The organism is Lachnotalea sp. AF33-28, from assembly GCF_003477885.1.
Lineage (GTDB): Bacteria > Bacillota > Clostridia > Lachnospirales > Lachnospiraceae > AF33-28.
Genome location: NZ_QUEE01000002.1, coordinates 1 through 18687, shown reverse-complemented (window position 1 = coordinate 18687; position 18687 = coordinate 1). Strand labels below are relative to the sequence as shown.

At 50.7% G+C, this 18687-nt stretch carries 24 protein-coding genes; 2 read left to right on the top strand and 22 right to left on the bottom strand.

Annotated features, from left to right (window positions below; genetic code table 11):
- Positions 1 to 3: 3 nt before the first annotated feature.
- Together DWZ56_RS02505 and DWZ56_RS02500 are read right to left on the bottom strand one after the other, a co-directional pair.
- Positions 4 to 330: an L-rhamnose mutarotase gene (locus DWZ56_RS02505; RefSeq protein WP_118554824.1), complete on the bottom strand. Its 327-nt coding sequence runs from the start codon at positions 328 to 330 to the stop codon at positions 4 to 6.
- Positions 331 to 488: 158 nt separating this feature from the next.
- Positions 489 to 2615, bottom strand: coding sequence for a DNA topoisomerase III (locus DWZ56_RS02500; protein WP_118554823.1), 2127 nt, complete (start codon positions 2613 to 2615; stop codon positions 489 to 491).
- Between the two features lie 317 nt (positions 2616 to 2932).
- On the opposite strand from DWZ56_RS02500, the gene DWZ56_RS02495 reads away from it, so the two are divergent.
- Positions 2933 to 4120 (top strand): ribose-phosphate pyrophosphokinase, encoded by a 1188-nt coding sequence (locus DWZ56_RS02495; protein WP_118554822.1) that lies wholly within the window; start codon positions 2933 to 2935, stop codon positions 4118 to 4120.
- Positions 4121 to 4138: 18 nt separating this feature from the next.
- On the opposite strand, the gene DWZ56_RS02490 is transcribed toward DWZ56_RS02495, so the two are convergent.
- From DWZ56_RS02490 to DWZ56_RS02395, 20 genes are all read right to left on the bottom strand, one after another.
- On the bottom strand, positions 4139 to 4648 hold the full coding sequence (locus tag DWZ56_RS02490; RefSeq protein ID WP_118554821.1) for a DUF1653 domain-containing protein: 510 nt from the start codon (positions 4646 to 4648) through the stop codon (positions 4139 to 4141).
- A gap of 82 nt (positions 4649 to 4730) precedes the next feature.
- Complete coding sequence (gene pgeF, locus DWZ56_RS02485; protein ID WP_118554820.1) at positions 4731 to 5588, bottom strand: peptidoglycan editing factor PgeF; 858 nt, start codon at positions 5586 to 5588, stop codon at positions 4731 to 4733.
- 4 nt (positions 5589 to 5592) lie between these two features.
- Entirely contained in the window at positions 5593 to 5946 is a 354-nt protein-coding gene (locus tag DWZ56_RS02480; RefSeq protein WP_118554819.1) for a YraN family protein, read from the bottom strand.
- On the bottom strand, positions 5939 to 6715 hold the full coding sequence (locus DWZ56_RS02475) for a ribonuclease HII (protein ID WP_118554818.1): 777 nt from the start codon (positions 6713 to 6715) through the stop codon (positions 5939 to 5941). Before DWZ56_RS02475 ends, DWZ56_RS02480 begins: the two co-directional genes overlap by 8 nt.
- A gap of 10 nt (positions 6716 to 6725) precedes the next feature.
- Positions 6726 to 7310 carry a signal peptidase I gene (lepB, locus tag DWZ56_RS02470; RefSeq protein ID WP_118554817.1) on the bottom strand — a complete coding sequence of 195 codons (585 nt, stop codon included), beginning with the start codon at positions 7308 to 7310 and terminating at the stop codon, positions 6726 to 6728.
- Between the two features lie 21 nt (positions 7311 to 7331).
- Complete coding sequence (gene ylqF / locus DWZ56_RS02465; protein WP_118554816.1) at positions 7332 to 8171, bottom strand: ribosome biogenesis GTPase YlqF; 840 nt, start codon at positions 8169 to 8171, stop codon at positions 7332 to 7334.
- A gap of 70 nt (positions 8172 to 8241) precedes the next feature.
- Positions 8242 to 8805: a signal peptidase I gene (lepB, locus tag DWZ56_RS02460; RefSeq protein WP_243095028.1), complete on the bottom strand. Its 564-nt coding sequence runs from the start codon at positions 8803 to 8805 to the stop codon at positions 8242 to 8244.
- 121 nt (positions 8806 to 8926) lie between these two features.
- Positions 8927 to 9274 (bottom strand): 50S ribosomal protein L19, encoded by a 348-nt coding sequence (gene rplS / locus DWZ56_RS02455; protein ID WP_118554815.1) that lies wholly within the window; start codon positions 9272 to 9274, stop codon positions 8927 to 8929.
- 97 nt (positions 9275 to 9371) lie between these two features.
- On the bottom strand, positions 9372 to 10109 hold the full coding sequence (gene trmD, locus DWZ56_RS02450) for a tRNA (guanosine(37)-N1)-methyltransferase TrmD (protein WP_118554814.1): 738 nt from the start codon (positions 10107 to 10109) through the stop codon (positions 9372 to 9374).
- Positions 10106 to 10618 (bottom strand): ribosome maturation factor RimM, encoded by a 513-nt coding sequence (gene rimM, locus DWZ56_RS02445; protein WP_118554813.1) that lies wholly within the window; start codon positions 10616 to 10618, stop codon positions 10106 to 10108. The genes trmD and rimM overlap by 4 nt, the downstream gene beginning before the upstream one ends.
- 130 nt (positions 10619 to 10748) lie before the next feature.
- The gene (locus DWZ56_RS02440; protein WP_118554812.1) at positions 10749 to 10976 is read right to left on the bottom strand and encodes a KH domain-containing protein; all 228 of its coding nucleotides are present in this window, start codon (positions 10974 to 10976) and stop codon (positions 10749 to 10751) included.
- A 17-nt stretch (positions 10977 to 10993) separates the two neighbouring features.
- Complete coding sequence (rpsP, locus tag DWZ56_RS02435; protein WP_118554811.1) at positions 10994 to 11239, bottom strand: 30S ribosomal protein S16; 246 nt, start codon at positions 11237 to 11239, stop codon at positions 10994 to 10996.
- Between the two features lie 38 nt (positions 11240 to 11277).
- Entirely contained in the window at positions 11278 to 12621 is a 1344-nt protein-coding gene (gene ffh, locus DWZ56_RS02430) for a signal recognition particle protein (RefSeq protein ID WP_118554810.1), read from the bottom strand.
- A 23-nt stretch (positions 12622 to 12644) separates the two neighbouring features.
- On the bottom strand, positions 12645 to 12986 hold the full coding sequence (gene ylxM / locus DWZ56_RS02425; protein WP_199679539.1) for a YlxM family DNA-binding protein: 342 nt from the start codon (positions 12984 to 12986) through the stop codon (positions 12645 to 12647).
- 228 nt (positions 12987 to 13214) lie between these two features.
- The gene (locus tag DWZ56_RS02420) at positions 13215 to 14027 is read right to left on the bottom strand and encodes a carbohydrate-binding protein (protein ID WP_118554809.1); all 813 of its coding nucleotides are present in this window, start codon (positions 14025 to 14027) and stop codon (positions 13215 to 13217) included.
- Between the two features lie 70 nt (positions 14028 to 14097).
- Entirely contained in the window at positions 14098 to 14925 is an 828-nt protein-coding gene (locus DWZ56_RS02415; RefSeq protein WP_176928539.1) for an undecaprenyl-diphosphate phosphatase, read from the bottom strand.
- 100 nt (positions 14926 to 15025) lie between these two features.
- Positions 15026 to 15700, bottom strand: a complete 675-nt coding sequence (locus tag DWZ56_RS02410; protein ID WP_118554808.1) for a uracil-DNA glycosylase — start codon at positions 15698 to 15700, stop codon at positions 15026 to 15028.
- Between the two features lie 41 nt (positions 15701 to 15741).
- Positions 15742 to 16503 carry an imidazole glycerol phosphate synthase subunit HisF gene (hisF, locus tag DWZ56_RS02405; protein WP_118554807.1) on the bottom strand — a complete coding sequence of 254 codons (762 nt, stop codon included), beginning with the start codon at positions 16501 to 16503 and terminating at the stop codon, positions 15742 to 15744.
- A 77-nt stretch (positions 16504 to 16580) separates the two neighbouring features.
- Complete coding sequence (gene hisH, locus DWZ56_RS02400; RefSeq protein WP_118554806.1) at positions 16581 to 17186, bottom strand: imidazole glycerol phosphate synthase subunit HisH; 606 nt, start codon at positions 17184 to 17186, stop codon at positions 16581 to 16583.
- 29 nt (positions 17187 to 17215) lie between these two features.
- Entirely contained in the window at positions 17216 to 17686 is a 471-nt protein-coding gene (locus DWZ56_RS02395; RefSeq protein ID WP_243095027.1) for a hypothetical protein, read from the bottom strand.
- Positions 17687 to 18274: 588 nt separating this feature from the next.
- Here DWZ56_RS02395 and DWZ56_RS02390 point away from each other — a divergent pair.
- Positions 18275 to 18670, top strand: a complete 396-nt coding sequence (locus tag DWZ56_RS02390) for a hypothetical protein (protein WP_118554804.1) — start codon at positions 18275 to 18277, stop codon at positions 18668 to 18670.
- The last annotated feature ends 17 nt before the right edge of the window (positions 18671 to 18687 follow it).

Below are 18687 nucleotides of genomic sequence, written 5' to 3'. Positions count from 1 at the left end.
AGCTTATTTCAGGTAAAATACTTCCGGCATAAATTTAATCGGCTCTTCCTCATTGAAATCAAAGGATCCCACCACCATCTTGGATGTGATCGCGTTCCATCTCTGGCAGGCCTCGCTCTTTGCAATGTACTCATTGGCAAAGTCGATATCATCACATTCAAAGCAGTAGAAAAACTGATTGCCGTTCTGGAAAATGCTGTAGTTGCGGTACCCTGCCTTCGTATGCTCTTCTAAAATCTCTGGCCAGGGATTCAGATGCATTTTCACATATTCATCCAGATACTCTTCCTTCACAAACCATGTCCATGCGTATTTATTGCTTTTTTCCATTTCTGTTCTCCTTTCATGCCATCAACAGCAGATTGATGACCTGCGCACTTTTGTGCACTTTTTTTGTTCATAATCCGGATACTGCTCCGGAGCATCTCATTCTTATTATCCAATGATTTCCGATGCCTGTCAACCTTATTTTATGAATGATGCAGCTTCTACAGCTTCCACTTTGCCAGCGCGTCCGCAAGCGCGAAATTGGCGGATTCTTTTTCTTCCTGCTTCTGGCGGTTTAAGTAGGACGCCACATCCTTTTTGGACACACCGGCGCCCTCCTTTTTGCGCCTTTCCTGGAATGCCGACAGCTTTTCCTTATAGCCGCAGGCACAGACAAAGATCTGTCCGTCACCCGTGCCGTTTAAATTCATTTTTTTGTGACATACCGGACATCTGGCATTGCTGGTTCTGGAAACAGTCTCCCGATGCCCGCATTCACGGTCTTGACATACCAGCATCTCGGAATTTTTCCCTTTCACCTGCAGCATGCGTTTTCCACACTTCGGGCATTTACGGCTGGTCAGATTATCATGGCGGAAACTGCCTTCACCTGCCCGGATCTGGCTGGTCAGCTCCAGGGCGTAACCGCGTATATCCTCCATGAACTCCTGCCGCTTGAGCCTGCCTTCGGATATGCTCAAAAGCTTTTTCTCCCAGCCCGCTGTCAGCTCCGGTTTTTTAAGATCCTCCGGCACCAGTTCTAACAGCTGCTTCGCTTTGGAAGTGACATGCAGCTCTTTATCCCTCTTTTCAATCAGAAAGCTTTTAAACAGCTTTTCTATGATATCCGCCCTCGTAGCCACTGTGCCCAGCCCTTTGTCCTCCATGGCGGATAAAAGCGTTGCCTCCGAAAACGGGGCGGGGGGCTTCGTCTTTCCCTCAGTAAGCGTGACCGTAAGGTGATCAAGCACCGTGCCTTCCTTCAGATCAGGCAGCTGCCCCTGTGCCTCCGCGTCCTCTTCCTCCTGGAACTGATTGTCATAGACCGCCTTCCAGCCGCTGGCCTTCATCACAGTCCCTCTGGCCGTAAAATTTTCAGTCCCGATCCGTGCGCGGACCGTGGTCTGCTCGTATTCGCAGGGCGGATACATCACAGCCAGAAACCTCCGCACCACCAGATCGTATATTTTCCGCTCTTCATTGGTCATGTGGTCCAGCTGCACATACTGTTCTGTGGGAATGATTGCATGATGGTCTGTCACTTTGCTGTTATTTACAAACGGCACATTTTCGGTAAATTTCAGTCGGAACAGCGGTCCTGCAAGCGCCCGGTAGGGACCGGTACCGCAGGCTTTCAGCCGGTCACCAAGCGTATCCAGCACATCTGTGGGAAGATATCTGGAATCGGTCCTGGGGTAGGTCAGAACTTTGTGGTTTTCATAGAGGCGTTGCATAATATCCAGCGTTTCTTTTGCGGAAAAACCGAATCTGCGGTTGGCATCCCGCTGCAGCTCATTTAAATCATAAAGCAAAGGCGCTCCTGTCTTTTTCGGCGCTCTGCGCACCTCAATAATTCGGGCGGCTTCACCGGAACAGCGATCCACGATGTTCTGCAGCTTTTCCCGATCGAAGCTGTGGCTGCTGCCTTTTTCCCCGTCCTGCCAGGTGAACAGAATGGAGGGAGAACTGCATTTTGCCGCCGCTCCATAATAGGGTTTCGGCTGAAACTTATGAATCTGTTCTTCTCTTTCCGCGATCATGGCCAGTGTCGGAGTCTGAACCCTGCCGCAGGAAAGCTGCGCATTATATCTGCAGGTCAGCGCTCTGGTGGCGTTGATGCCCACCAGCCAGTCAGCTTCGGCTCTGGAGACCGCCGCATAATACAGATTATCATAAGCGTGACCGTCCTTTAAGCCTGCAAACCCTTCCCGGATGGCTTTATCCGTAACGGATGAAATCCACAAGCGCTTTATCGGTTTTTGGCTTCCGGCCTTATCCAGTATCCAGCGCGCCACCAGCTCTCCCTCCCGGCCCGCATCCGTGGCGATTATAATCTCACCCACATCCCCCCGGTGTATCAGATTTTTGACGGTCTGATACTGTTTGCCGGTCTGACGGATCACAGTAAGCTTCATCTTTCCGGGCATCATCGGCAGATCTTCCATCTTCCATTCCTTATACTTGGGATCGTAATCCTCCGGATCGGCCAGCGTGACCAGATGCCCTAATCCCCAGGTGACGATATAGCGGCCGCCTTCCAGGTATCCGCCGCCTTTCTGTCCGCATTTTAAAACTCTCGCGATATCCCGCCCTACCGAGGGCTTTTCTGCAATTACAAGTGATTTCATCGTTGCTCCTTATACGAAAAAATTGTGATATTGCTATTCATAAAACTCCTCCCTCTGCGGCATGAGTCTCCTTCATTATGCCCCTGCCATAATAATTATTTTGTGAAATCATGGCAGAATATGCCGGCGCTGCAATATACAGCAGAGAAAAGCAGAAAAAAATCAGACTGTTATCATCATTATAGACACCGATCCGAAAAATCTCAATACCTATTATGAACTGTTATCGCAAATTATGACATAAAAGCCTTGACTCCACCCTCATGGCTGGTGTATAAATTAGATTGTTAATACCGAAATCATTCTGGAGGTTTCCAATGACAAAAGATTATACGTATCAAAATAACATCCCCATCGCACCGTTAAAAATCGCACCGTTAGACAGCTGCCTGGATTTAGCGCAGAAGGTGGATGAATATATTGTAAAATTCCGCCGCAATGATATGGAAGTGCTGGAAGCGAAAAGAAAAAGCCTGGAATACCGCGGCTATGACTGCGATTCCTATCTGGTGAAAAGCCACTGTTCCCGCTTCGGCAGCGGGGAAGCCAAGGGCGTGATGGATCAGTCCGTCCGCGGTTCCGACCTGTATATCATGGTAGACGTTTCCAATTACAGCCTTAGCTATACGGTCTGCGGCCATGTCAACCACATGTCGCCCGACGATCATTTCCAGGACTTAAAGCGGGTGATCGCAACCTCCATGGCGCCTGCCCACCGTGTCAATGTGGTCATGCCGTTTTTGTATGAAAGCCGGCAGCATAAGCGCACAAAAAGAGAATCCCTCGACTGTGCGATAGGGTTGGAAGAACTGGTCAATATGGGGGTGGATAACATCATCACCTTTGACGCCCACGATCCGCGCGTCCAGAACGCGATCCCGCTCCACGGCTTTGACAATTTCACCCCGCCCTATCAGTTTATGAAGGCGCTGTTTACAAAGGAGCGTGATCTGAAGATCGACAGCGATCACATCATGGTAGTGAGTCCCGATGAAGGAGCCATGAACCGCGCCGTTTATTTTGCCAACAACTTAAGCGTGGATATGGGCATGTTCTACAAACGCCGCGATTATTCCACCGTTGTTAACGGACGCAACCCCATCGTAGCGCACGAATTTCTCGGAAGCGATGTGGCGGGAAAGACCGTCATCATCATCGATGACATGATTTCCTCCGGCGAGAGCATGCTGGACACTGCCAGAGAACTGAAGGAGCGCAAAGCCTCCAAGGTCATCGTCTGCTGCACCTTCGGACTGTTCACCGACGGATTCGATAAATTTGACGATTTCTATAGCAAAGGCTATCTGGACTATGTAATCACCACCAATCTCAACTACCGCGATCCCGAGCTTCTTACTAAGCCCTGGTATCTGGAGGCGGATATGAGCAAATATCTGGCAGTGATCATCAATACTCTGAATCATGAGGTTTCCCTCGGCGAGTACATCAATACCACCGAAAAGATTCAGGCTTTTATAAAGAAATATAATCAGGGCATTTTTTAACCGTAGAGTTTCCGTTTCCTACTCCCGGTGCCCCTCATACTGCCGCATCATCTGCAGCGTGCGTTTCAGAGCCATAAAGCGTTCATACACCTGCCCCTCCGGCAGATTTATGTCCATGGAAACCGCCATGGAATCCAGCATGGAATTCGTTACCGTGTCTTCCAGCGAATCCAGGACCTCTATTTTTTCTTTATAGGTGCCTGCATCAAAAAACCGTTCCAGATCTTCCGTCCGCGATGCCCTGGAACGGTTCTCTTCGTTTCTCTTCAGGGCAGGTTCAGGCGAATCCTGACCGTCACTAACGTTCACTTTTTCAAATCGGTATTTCGCGGCGGCATCCGGGTATTTATCCCTGTCCACTTCACTCATAAACATGGCAAGCGGCCTGACATACAGCTTAAAATCGCCGTACAGAGCCTGATAAACCACCATCTTTTCCTCTGTTTCCGTATGCTGCGCCACTCCTACGATCTGATACAGCCGATCTTTAAAGTGGCGGTAGATCTCGCCCGGTCTGGGTTCCTGCATAGAATTACCTCCGTCTGTCATTTTATTTCTATTGCGCCTGTCCGTGGAAGCTGTACATCCCGCAAGCCCCGCCCTGCGGCCGTCAGCATAAGCTTAAAAACGCTCCCAGGTTGCCTCTCCTGCCCGCGGTCGCCCGATGGGAGAACAAAAGATCCGGATTGCAGCAGGTACAGATATCCGTCACGGCCACGTGGTCTTTTAAAATCCCCGCCTCACTTAGGATAACGCGGTTCGCCTCCCACAAATCCAGCTGGTACTTTCCGTCTGGCCTTTCTTTCAGGATCCCGGGCAGAGAATCGGAAGAAAATGCTTTTTCAAATTCCATAGCCACATCGCTGCCTATCTCATAACAGTCACGGCAGATGCTCGGGCCGATACATGCCAGGATATCCGCAGGGTCGCTGCCGTAAACTTCCTGCATTTTCCGAACCGTTACTTCTCCCATCCGGTTCACCGTGCCCTTCCATCCGGAGTGGGACAGAGCGATCACCTTTTTTACCGGGTCAAAAAAATACAGCGGCACGCAGTCGGCATAAAAGGTCACGAGCACCAGCCCCGGCACGTCCGTCATAAGGCCGTCCACATCCCCATAGGGCCTGGCTTTCGTGATCCCCATCCCCCGGTCCGCCTCCGTGCAGATCCGTATATTGGTGGTATGAGTCTGCCAGGACAGCACCATATCCTTCTCGTTCACGCCGATCGCTGCCGCAAATCTGCGGTAATTCTCTGCCACCGCCTCCGGATCATCGCCTCTGGTGGAGGTGAAGTTGAGTGTGGCGAACTCTCCCCTGCTGACGCCTCCCAGCTTTGTGGAAAATCCGTGCCGCACCGCGCCGGTGCGTTCCAGCAGCGGGAAATACAGATAAGGAACCGGCCCCTCATCCCGGCATTCGATCGCATGTGTATTGATTCCGTCTTTTCGCTTAAATTCCAGTTTCATTCTGTTAAAAACCTCCGAATGCATTTTGGATCCATTCCACCCTGGCTCCTTCTACGGTAACCACATCGAATCTGCAGGGGAAATCCTGCGGTATCTGCCGTATCAGCATGTAATAAGCGGCAGTTTTACAGATCGCCCGCTGCTTGCTAAGTGTCACAGCTTCCGCCGGAAAGCCGCTTTGATGGTCCTGTCTGTATTTTACCTCCAGAAAGACGAGCGTATCCTCATCTCTGGCGATAATATCGATCTCTCCCGACCGGCACCAAAAATTTCTCTCCAGGATCTTAAGTCCCCTGCTTTCTAAATAAGCAGCCGCAAGTTGTTCGTAGCGGCTGCCCAGTTCTCTTTTGTTAAGCATCTGATCCCTCATATCTGCAAAAGTTATGTATAAACGATCTGCGGTGTATCGGACAGGGGCCAAACTCCTTTAAGGCAGCGATATGGCTCTCGCAGCCATAGCCCTTATGCTTTGCAAATCCGTACTCCGGAAACATCTTATCATACTCCCTCATCATCCTGTCCCTGGTCACCTTAGCGATGATACTTGCCGCGGCTATGGTCAGGCTCTTGGCATCTCCGCCGATAATCGGCACCTGCTTTACGGATATGCCCGATATCTTCACAGCGTCATTAAGCAGCAGATCCGGCTGCGGATCAAGCTGCTGCACCGCCTGGCGCATGGCCAGATAGGTTGCCTGCAGTATGTTGATATCATCGATTACATCCGGCCCCACAATGCCCACGCCCACGGACAGGGCCTGCTCCATAACCGTGTCGTACAGCTCTTCCCGTTTCTTTTCCGTAAGCTTCTTAGAGTCGTTGACATAGAGTATCCGGCAGCCCTTCGGTAGAATGACGGCCGAAGCCACCACAGGTCCTGCAAGGGGACCTCTCCCGGCCTCATCTATACCGCAGATATTGGAAAAATCACTGTACTTCTCTTCAAAAAAGCGCATCTCTTCAATCCGGATTTTTTCCTGTTCCAGCTTTTCAATCTTCTTAACAGCTGAAACCATAAGCTTCTTGACGCCGTCCCTGGGATCGTCCAGATATCCGCTGATCCCCGCCTTAAGTTCCTCTGCGGGCAGCGCGTCCAGCTCCTTTTTGATTTCTCCGATTGTTTTCATATACCACCGCCTACTGATGTTTGAGGATGCAGATCCGGTTAAAGGGATAGATTCTGACAAATGCCTTGCCGACAATCTGGCTCTTCTTCACATTGCCCACCAGGTCGGACCGGCTGTCAGAGCTGTCATTGCGGTTATCCCCCAGCACAAAGTACTCGTCTTCGCCCAATGTGACGGGCTCCGCAGCTCTTTTAGCGTCCCTCATAGTTTCATAACCGTAATTCTCATCGAGCACTTCTCCGTTGATGTAGATCTTTCCGTCCACGATCTGGACAGTTTCCCCCGGAAGGCCGATCACCCGCTTGATGTAATGGGTATCCTTGTCATGGGGATACTCAAACACAATGATATCAAACCGCTCAATCGGCTTAAATCTGTAGCTAAGCTTATCTACCAGCAGATTATCCCCATTATACAGAGTCGGATACATGGAGTTCCCATCCACCATCGTACGCTGCCCCACAAATGTCAGAATCAGCCAGGTCAGCCCGATAATCACTCCGGTATAAATCAATATGCTTAAGATCTCCCTGCCGATGCTGTTTTTCTCGACCTTGGGTTCTTCGTCAAATAAATCCTGTTCGTCAATCTGCATAGCGCACCTCCGCCTTTAAAGTTACGGGATTTCCAATGTTATCCTGCCCAGCCTTCCGCTGCGGAAGTCATCCAGCACAAAGCCGGCAGCCTTATTCGTATCCGCTTCATTTCCCTTCATCAGACATCCCCTGGCTCTCGCTACCTTAGCCAGCGTCTGAAAGCTGTCTTCCAATTCTTCCACACCGTATCTCTGCGCTATGGCTCCCGGATACTTCACGGCAAGGTATGCGATAAGCTCCGCCGCTAGTTCCTCTGCATTTAGAATATCATCCCTGATCGAACCGATCCACGCCAGATGCAGTCCCACCCTCTGATCCTCAAATTTGGGCCAGAGTATGCCCGGCGTATCCAGAAGTTCCACATTTTTATTCAGGCGTATCCACTGATTTCCTTTGGTCACCCCCGGTTTATTGCCTGTTTTGGCAGCGGCCTTTCCTGCAAAGGAATTGATAAAGGTGGACTTTCCCACATTCGGGATTCCCACAACCATGGCTCTGACCGGCCGGTTTAATATTCCCCGCCTTCTGTCCCGTTCAATCTTTTCGCGGCAGGCTTCCTGTATCACGGCATGCACGGCCTTCAGCCCGCTGTTGTTTCTCGCGTTCACCGGCAGGACAAAACAGCCTTTTTCCTTCAGCCTGGCTGTCCACTGATCCGTATACTTTGGATCCGCCAGGTCCGCTTTATTCAAGAGGATCAGCCTGGCTTTATTTCTCCCCAGCTCATCGATATCCGGGTTCCTGCTGGAGTCCGGCACTCTGGCATCCGCCAGTTCGATCACCAGATCCACCAGCTTGATATCCTCCTGCATCGCCCTTTTGGCCTTTGTCATATGGCCCGGGTACCATTGAAAATTCATCTTTTCTCCTTATTGCTGTCATCAGGCGCAGGTTTAACACCCGCGCACACTTCAGTATGCTTCCACTATATCACTGTATCAGCCCAAGCTCGCTAAGCGGCGATACCCTAAGCCAGATTTTTCCTACTATCTGGCTGCGGTTAACCTTGCCCACATTCACAAAGCGGCTGTCCTCACTGCTGTCGCGGTTATCGCCCAACATGAAATATTCGTTTTCTTCCAGCGTGACCGGGTCTTTCGCAAGCCCCGGAATCGCCGCCAGATCAAGGCCGTCCGGCAGGCTGGCCGCCTCACCGTCAATAAGGACAGCACCGTCCACGATCTGGACCGTCTCGCCCGGCAAACCAATAATCCGTTTCACAAAGGTTCTGGACTCATCATCCGCCGATTCAAACAGAACCACATCCAGGCGCGCGGGCTCTAAAAAATTATAGCATAATTCATTTATGAACACAACGTTTCCATTTTCCAGCACCGGGCTCATGGAATTGCCCATAATCGTATAACGGTTTCCTAAAAAATGCACGACGAATAGCGCCAGCGCCAACACGATGGCGACATCCGATATCCATCTGGTAATCTCCCTCAGCCGTTTGTGCTCTTCCTCTACCGTATTAAAAAAATCCAATGCCATACCGTCACCTGCAGCAAAAATACCGTCCCGCTGAATTCAAAAACGGGGGAACTAAAATCCAGCTCCCCCGAAAAAGTCATAAAGGGGCAACATACCCATATAAGTACTTGCCCCTCTCCGATTACTGAACCAGCTCTTTTACCTTCGCCTTCTTACCGACTCTGTTTCTTAAGTAATTCAGTTTCGCTCTTCTTACCTTACCTCTTCTTACCACTTCCACACGCTCAACGTTAGGGGAGTGTACCGGCCAGGTTTTTTCAACACCAACACCGTTGGATGCTTTTCTTACGGTAAAGGTCTCCCTTATGCCGCCGTTCTGTCTCTTTAAAACAGTTCCCTCGAATACCTGGATTCTCTCACGGTTGCCTTCCTTGATCTTCGCATATACCTTAACGGTATCGCCGACCTTGAACTCCGGAGCATTCTCTTTTAACTGAGCAGTTTCGATATTTTTGATAATGTCGTTCATGTGTACCTCCTATTATTCGGATGTTCTTAATACAGTCTGTAACAGAGGACCATCTCTCTTCTACACAACGCGTTATATTTTACCATATTTGGCCTGACTATGCAAGCGTTTTCTTAAGTTCTGCCAGATACTTTTTCTCTTTTTCGGAGAGGTTTGCATCCTCCAGCAGATCCGGACGCCGAAGCAGAGTCCTTAAGATGGACTGCTCCCTGCGCCATTTTTCAATATTGGCATGATGGCCGGACAGCAGCACCTCCGGCACCCTTTTATCCATAAATACTTCCGGCCGGGTATACTGGGGATATTCCAGCAGATTGTCATGGAAGGATTCAAATTCCGCGGATACTTCATTGTTAAGGACGCCCGGCACCAGCCGTGAGATACAGTCAATCATCACCATAGCCGGCAGTTCCCCGCCGGTCAGCACATAATCTCCGATGGACAGGCAGTCCGTCACGATCAGTTCCAGCGCGCGCTCATCCACGCCCTCATAATGGCCGCATAAAAATACCAGATCCTCTTCTTTTGCCAGCTCCTCCGCGATCTTCTGGCTGAATACCCGGCCCTGCGGCGTCAGATAGATCACCCGGGGCGCTCTCCCGATCTGCTCCTCAATGCTCTGATATGCCCGGCAGATCGGTCCCGGCTGCATCACCATGCCGGCGCCTCCTCCATAGGGATAATCATCCACATGCAGATGTTTATCCTGCGAAAAATCGCGGATATTTACGGTGTTTAAACAGATACAGCCATTATCCATGGCCCGTCCCGTTATGCTGGTTTTCAGGCCGTTCTCTATCATATCCGGAAACAGTGTCATCACATGAAATCTCATAAGTCCAGCAGCCCCTCCATCAGATGCACCAGGATTCTCCCCTCTTCGGGATTCACTTCCAGGATACACTGTTTGATCGCCGGCAGGAGCAGTTCCTTTTTCTCCGGCGTCTCAACCACATACACATCGTTGGCCCCGGTCTGCAGCACATCGGACAGGGTGCCCAGCACGGTACCCTCATCGGTGGTCACCGTAAGCCCGATCAGATCCGCGATGAAATTTTCATCCTTGCCAAGTTTTACAGCGTCCTTTCTGTGCACCCACAGCGTACAGCCCTTATAGCCTTCCACCTGGTTAATATCGTCATAGCCTTTAAACTTTAAAATCACGAACTGCTTAAAAAATTTAACGCCTTCTATCTCAAGCGTCAGTTTTTCCCGGCGGCCCTCCAGAATCACCTGCTTTAAACTGCGAAATCTTGCCGGATCATCGGTGGTGGGAAAAACCTTTACCTCACCCTTGATGCCGTGGGTGGAGGCAATGGCGCCTACCTGCAGATATTCTACCATAGCTTTCCTCTCTTCCTGCGCAGACCGTGGCCGCACAGTGATACGGGATGAACAAAGGACGGATAAAACGGCCATTTCCGCTTTTTCCGTCCTCCGACAGCCTCGTTTTGGTTTCCCATTGTCTGCAATTCTATTGAATTTCCAGAACTACTTTTTTCTCTTCTTTAGATGCAGCAGCTTTTACGACGGCACGAATCGCCTTGGCAATACGCCCCTGCTTTCCAATCACTTTGCCTACATCAGAGGGAGCAACTTTCAGCTCTAAAATCGTTTCATCGCCATCCTGCTTTTCCGTTACCGTAACTTCTTCGGGATGCTCTACCAGGGACTGTGCAATGGCCATTACTAACTCTTTCATTACCATCTACCTCCCGATTATTTCTCGATGCCGGCGATTTTCAACAGTTTTGCTACAGTTTCCGTAGGCTGTGCTCCGGTAGCTAACCATTTTTTAGCTTTTTCTTCATCGATCTTGATTACGCTGGGTTCCTTGGTAGGATCGTAGTAACCAACTTCTTCGATGAATCTTCCATCTCTCGGGGATCTGGAATCCGCAACGATCACTCTATAGAAAGGAGCTTTTTTCTGTCCCATTCTTCTTAATCTCATCTTTACTGCCATTTTCGTTCACCTCCTTAACGTTCTATGCTAAAGTATATTTAGAAAGGAAAATTAAACTTCCCTTTTCTACCCTTCTTGCCGCCCATCATGCCGGACATCTGTTTCATCATCTTCCGGCTCTGGTCAAACTGCTTTACCAGCCGGTTGACTTCGGATATATCCACCCCCGCGCCTTTGGCGATCCTTCTCTTTCTCGAAGGATTCAGTATATCGGGATTGCTTCTTTCCTTGGGTGTCATGGACAGTATGATGGACTTGGGCCGTTCAAGCGCCTTGTCATCGATCTCCGGCATATCCTTCATCTTGCCGGAGAGACCCGGGATCATGCCCATGATCTGGGTAAAACCGCCCATTTTTTTCATCTGTTCCATCTGATCCAGGAAATCGTTGAAGTCGAATTCGGCCTTGCGGAGTTTTCTCTCCATCTCCTTGGCCTTATCCAGATCCACTTCCGCCTCCGCTTTTTCAATCAGAGTCAGAATATCTCCCATGCCCAGTATCCTGGATGCCATGCGGTCCGGATAGAACTGCTCCAGATCGGAGAGCTTCTCCCCCATACCAACATACAGGATCGGCCTGCCTGTCACTGCCCGTATGGACAGGGCGGCACCGCCTCTGGTATCGCCGTCCAGTTTCGTCAGGATCACGCCGTCCACACCGATCTTCTCGTTGAACATGCCGGCCACATTGACCGCATCCTGGCCGGTCATGGCGTCTACCACCAGAACGGTCTGATCCACTTCTACATTTTCCTTTATTTCAACCAGCTCGGCCATCATGTCCTCATCGATATGAAGGCGGCCGGCGGTATCCAGTATTACGACATTATTGTTATTCTTATGCGCATGCTCGATCGCCGCTTTGGCGATATTTACAGGCTTATGGCTGTCCCCCATCGTAAACACAGGCACGCCCTGCCTCTCGCCATTGACCTGCAGCTGCTGTATCGCGGCCGGACGGTAAATATCGCATGCCACCAGAAGGGGACGCTTGCCCTTTTCCTTGAGCTTGCCGGCGATCTTGGCTGCCGTCGTGGTCTTGCCGGCGCCCTGGAGTCCAACCATCATGATCACGGTTACCGCCATGCCCGGCTTAATGGCAAGCTCCGTGGTCTCGGAGCCCATCAGCCTGACCATCTCTTCATTTACAATCTTGATCACCATCTGGCCCGGCGTCAGGCTGTTCATCACATCCTGGCCAACAGCTCTTTCCTCAACGGATTTGATGAACTGTTTTACGATTTTAAAGCTGACGTCCGCTTCCAGCAGAGCCATCTTCACTTCCTTCATCGCAGCCTTTACATCCGCTTCCGAAAGCCGTCCTTTTCCGCGCAGGCTCTTAAACACATTCTGCAGTTTATCGGTTAAGCTCTCAAATGCCATATGAACCTCATTTCCACACTTTACTACAGGGAACTGATCTCGCCGGCGATCTGTTCTATCCGGCTGATGCATCCCATATCCGTTGTCCTGCGGTACTCCCCTGCGAGGGATTTGATCTCTTCCACCATGGATTTGGTCTGCATGAATTTTTCTATCAGATGAAGCTTTTCTTCATACCCCGTCAGGATCTTGTCGCAGCGCCTGATCAGATCGTGGACTCCCTGTCTCGTAATCCCTCTGTCTCCGGCCACCTCACTTAAAGAAAGGTCGTTCAATACCACGTCCTCATAGATGGCCTTCTGATGTTCTGTCAGCAGTTCACCGTAAAAATCGTATAACAGGGTCTGTTCTACTATGCGTTCCATTTTCTTCACCTGTGTTATCATACACGAATGCGGGCAGTCTGTCAAGTATTTTTTCTTGACAGACTGCCCGCACATGGCGGGGCGGAGTATAATCCTCATTGGGACGCGCTCTCGCCCCGCCATGTGCTGCTTTATCGGCAGCCACGAGAAGTAACAACGTTGTCGCTTTCATGCAGTTTTGACCGCAAAGTAAATCCTACCCTCCCGAGTGACTGACGAACAAAAATGTCAAATGCAGTGGTCAGGTTCAACGGCATCCTTCCCATATACTTCAATCTGCGTCAGAGCGGGGAACGGTGACGGATCGTCGGCCTTAATCAGTTCACCCAGCTTCAGCCATTCAATCTTTTTCGGTGGGAAGGAAAATACATGGGGCTTATCGCTCTTTTTCATGCTGACCGTCTCAGCGGATCCGTCCGAAAAATGAAAGGTCGCCTTCTCCCACCAGTTATCATGAGGAAAATCCGCCCTGATGCAGAGCACGATCTTATCGATCTCCACGGTTCTGCCGAACTCCAGAGTGAGCTGTGCATCATCCTGCCGGTTGATTCCCCAGGATTCAAAAGGCCAGGCTCCGTGGGAACGGTTGGCTTTGACACCGTCGATCGCGTTTCTGGCGGCGAACACGGACTCACCTCTGGTCTCCACATTGGCCGAAGCATGGGGATAGCATCCTGGATCTCCGTGCTGGTCCATCACGTTTAACGCCAGGTTGCGGTAGCAGCTTACCTGCTCCTCTCCGGCCGTGCGGGCAGTCAGCAGATGCCCGCTTCCGCTGAAGACTTTCGGTGAATATGAAATCCGTTTTTCTCCGAAGGGGATCCGATACACCACTTCCGGTCTTGTGACATACACAAGCGCCTCTCCTAACGCGTCATCCGCCTGCAGCACATAGTGGCGGCCCGGCTGTGACGTTTCGAAACAGACCGTATCCCCCTCCTGATACTCTTTATGGTAATCCAGGCAGATCTCGTCCTCTCCAAAAGACTCCGCCAGAATTTCACCCGCCTTGTTTTTGATTCTGATTCTAAGCTCTGCCATGATTTCATCCTTTCTTTATGACCCGCCGGAGCGGATATCTGTGCGCACCACGGCGCGCCCTCCCCTTCATTTACAGCAGCAGAAAATACGCCAGAACAATTATGCCCAGAATAATTCTGTAATAGCCGAACACCTTGAAATCGTGCTTTTTCACATATCCCATCAGGAAACGGATCGCAAGCACGGATACGCCAAATGCCACCGCGGTCCCGATGAGCAGCACGCCGACTTCGGTGCCGGTCATGGATACGCCGTTTTTCATGAATTTAACTACCTTTAACAGGCTGGCCCCGAACATCACAGGAGCGGAAAGGAAAAACGAGAACTCCGCCGCAGGGGTACGGGCTACGCCGATCAGCATCGCACCCAGTATCGTCGCACCGGAACGGGAGGTTCCCGGAACCAGCGCCAGTGTCTGAAAGCAGCCGATTGCAAATGCCATGGGGTAGGTCAGCTGAGTCGTGTTCTTTACCTTGAAAGTGCGTTTCCTGTTCCGGTTTTCCAGGAGGATGAACAGGATGCCGTAGGCGATGAGCGTGGCGGCCACCACATAAACATTATTCATATGTTCCTCAAACCAGTCGTTAAAGAGCACACCGATCACGCCTGCCGGTATGCAGCCCACTATGATCTTGCCCCACAGCTGAAAGGTTTCGTATTTCACCTTGGCATTTTTCCTGCCGTACCAGGGATTCAGCTTGCTGAAAAATTCGATGCATACGGCGAGGATCGCGCCCAGCTGTATCACCACCAGAAACATGTTGTAAAACTCTTTGGATACATTCAGCGGCATCAGACTCTCCACCAGAATCATATGGCCGGTGCTGCTGATGGGCAGCCATTCGGTGACGCCCTCCACAATGCCCAATATAATCGCTTTGATAATTTCAATAATCATAATGTCTGATCTCCCTCACATAACTTGCTCTCTCAATATTCGTAACAGTTCAGACGGCGGGAAAAATAGTGCAAAAGCAGGCGTAGTTACCACTATTCACTCAGATATTCTCTATCTGCCAGTCAATCGGCTCCTCACCGTTCTTCACCAAATATTCATTTGCCTTGCTGAAAGGCCTGCTGCCAAAAAAGCCTCTGGATGCGGACAGCGGGCTTGGATGCGGGGCTTCCAGTATCAGGTGCTTCGGATTGTTCAGCATCACCTTTTTGCTGCGCGCCGGGGTTCCCCACAATATGTAAACCACCGGCCGGTCCAGTTCATTGGTCGCCCTGATCGCCGCATCGGTAAATTCCTCCCAGCCGATCCCACGGTGGGAATTAGCCTGATGCGCGCGCACGGTCAGCACGGTATTAAGAAGCAGCACGCCCTGGTCCGCCCATTTTTTCAGATATCCGTTGTTGGGTATATAACAGCCCAGATCATCGTGCAGCTCCTGATAGATATTGACCAGGGACGGAGGGATCTCCACATCCGGTTTTACGGAAAAGCAGAGTCCGTGCGCCTGGCCTGCATTGTGATATGGATCCTGCCCCAGGATCACCACCTTCACTTTGGACAGCGGCGTAAACTCAAAGGCATTGAAAATATCCCCCGCATCCGGATAAATCACTCTGCGGCCGTATTCCTCTTTTATAGTCTGATATAATTTCGCGTAGTACGGTTTCCTGAATTCCGCTTCAAGCGGCTGAAGCCAGTCATTTGTAATTGCTCCCATTCTTTTGCTGCTCTCCCTTAATTCATGTGTGTATCGTCCGGTTACAGGCGGACCGGTATGCCGCGCCCCGCCAGATATTTCTTAAGCTCTCTTATTTCAAGTTCCTTATAGTGGAACAGGGATGCGGCCAGCGCCGCGTCTGCGCCGCCCTCTGTCAGCGCGTCATAAAAATGCTCCATCGTGCCGGCGCCGCCGGAGGCGATCACCGGAATGGATACGTTGGCGGCCACAGCCGCGGTCAGTTCATTGTCGTAGCCCGTCCTGCTGCCGTCGCAGTCCATGCTTGTAAGAAGGATCTCGCCGGCTCCCAGGCGGTCCGCCTTCATCGCCCATTCAACCGCATCAATGCCCATATCGACGCGGCCGCCGTTTTTATAGATATTCCATCCGTTTCCGTCTGGTCTGCGCTTGGCGTCAATGGCAACCACCACGCACTGGCGGCCAAATTTGTCCGCCGCCTCACTGATCAGTTCCGGGCGGCTGATCGCGGACGAGTTTACGGAAATCTTATCCGCGCCTTCTCTAAGCAGGGCTTTAAAATCATCCACCGTGCGGATGCCCCCTCCTACGGTAAACGGAATAAATACGGTTTCCGCCACCCGCCTCACCATATCCACAGCCGTCCTGCGGTCATCGCTGGAGGCCGTGATATCCAAAAATACCAGCTCATCCGCGCCGGCTTTATCGTAGGCGGCGGCGATCTCCACAGGATCGCCGGCATCCCTTAAATTGACAAAATTAACACCCTTTACCACCCGCCCGTTGTTCACATCCAGACAGGGTATGATTCTCTTTGTAAACATCCGCAGCCCTCCTTTACAGTCGCCAACCGGAGGTTGATGACCCGGTACACTTCCGTGTGTTTCCTACTTTGCTCCCGCTACAGCGATGCAAAATTCTTCAGTATCTTAAGCCCTGTCTCACCGCTTTTTTCCGGATGAAACTGACAGGCATATATATGACCGTATTCTACCGACGCGTGAATTTCCGTGCCGTATTCTGTCTTAGCCGCCACAATAGCATCCTCTTCGGCCTTCAGATAATAGGAATGGACAAAATACACATAAGAGGAATCCGCAATCCCTTCAAACAGCCTGGTATGAGGCCGGATCTCAAGCGAGTTCCATCCCATATGCGGAATCTTAAGCCCCGGACGTTCCGGAATCTTCAAAATCCTTCCCTTAAGCAGCCCTAAGCCCTCCACTCCGGGACTCTCCTCGCTGCTCTCAAACAATAGCTGCAGCCCCAGACAGATGCCGAGAAACGGCTTATTCAGGGAAACTGCTTCCCGGATCACTTCGGTCAGCCCATACCGGTGCAGATTATCCATCGCATCTTTAAAGGCGCCTACGCCGGGCAGTATCACCTTATCCGCCCCCAGGATCACATCCCTGTCCCGGGAAATCACCGTTTCTTCACCAAAATACTGCAAGGCCTTCTCCACGCTCCGAAGATTTCCCGCGTCATAATCAATAATCGCTATCATCCGCTTCCCTCCTGCCGTTTTCCATCATTTTAACACAATTGCGCGGCGGCCACAATAAAGTCAACCGAATTTTCCGGGACGGAAAACGCTTTGCCGTGAATCTCTTCAGGTATCTGGGCATATTTCGCGTTTACGCGCACCAATACCGCTTTCTGATTGATATAAACGGTCTTTTCAAAGGGCCAGCGCATCAGCGCCGGATTGCTGTAGTTTTCTCCCAGCTCCAGCACCAGAAGCTCCCTGTTTAAGGTCCCCTGGATCCAGTTCATATAGGATTCCCAGTTTTCGTACTCACCGCTTTCAGCGTTGGGCCAGGTGATCTTCTCACGGTCTAAGCCGGAGCTTATGACCGTGCCGTCATCGTTGGAAGTGATTATAAAGAAATCTTTCCCTTCCAGAAGTTTCAGCAGCGCCGCACAGCCCTCGGTCCGATTTTTCCACTCTCTTCCGATGCCCACAAGTATTTTCTCTTTTTCCTTTAAAAGCTCTGTTAATTCCAATCCGATTCCTCCTGTACATAAGGCCGGTGCGGCAGCCAGTATTTGGTATACGAGGTACTAGACCGCACCGGGTAACATTTTATCATTATGACATCTATTGAAGAAGATTGCAATACGGAATTTGCCGGTTGCCCTTTCAGCAAAAGGTTACTGTTCACAGTTGTCCAAAACCTCCCGCGTATGCCAGGGCAGAGTATGGTCTTCATAGGGACGCGCTCTCGCTCCGTGAAGCGCGCAGCGGTTCTAACGCTGCAAACTACGCAGCATAAGAACCGGCGGGCTTCAAGGGATCCCTATGAGGACCATACTCTGCCCTGGCATACGCTGCTTTATCGGCATCTCTGTACAGTAACGATAAAAGTATAGTAAGGAGTTATTCTGTCTTTTTGGAGCAGTATTCTCTGTATTAAAGCACTTTTTATACACAAAACGCCGTTCTTTTGCGGTTGAGATTGCGGATTGACAGCAATAAACCGGCATAAGAACCGCACGAATCTCGGCAGTTTTATCGGCTGCCCTCTTGCTTCATATTCACAATTCATGTAAAATAAAAAGGAGATAATTAACATCGGCCGCAATCAGGAGTTAATGGAACACTGCCATAAACTGAAGGAATATGCACAGTTTGTCGGCGAAGTGAGAAAGAGACTCGATAGGGGAGCGCGTTTGGAAGAAGCGGCAGATGAAGCCGTAACCCATTGCATCAAAGAGGGGATTCTCGCGGAATTTCTGATCGCCCACAGAGCGGAGGTGAATGAAGTGATTCTTACTGAATATGATGAACAGTTTCATATAGCCAGTGAAAAGGAGCTTAGCAGACTAGAGGGATTAGAGCAGGGAATAAAGGCTTTGATCGAAGCCTATGCGGAGTTAGGTATCCCGAGGAACAAAATAGTGGAAAAGTTGGAAGAAAAGTTCTCGCTTTCGAAGGAAGCATCCGAAGAGCATGGGGAGTGTAAAATAAAGTGTGTAAGTTACCGGTAACCAAACTTACGCACTTT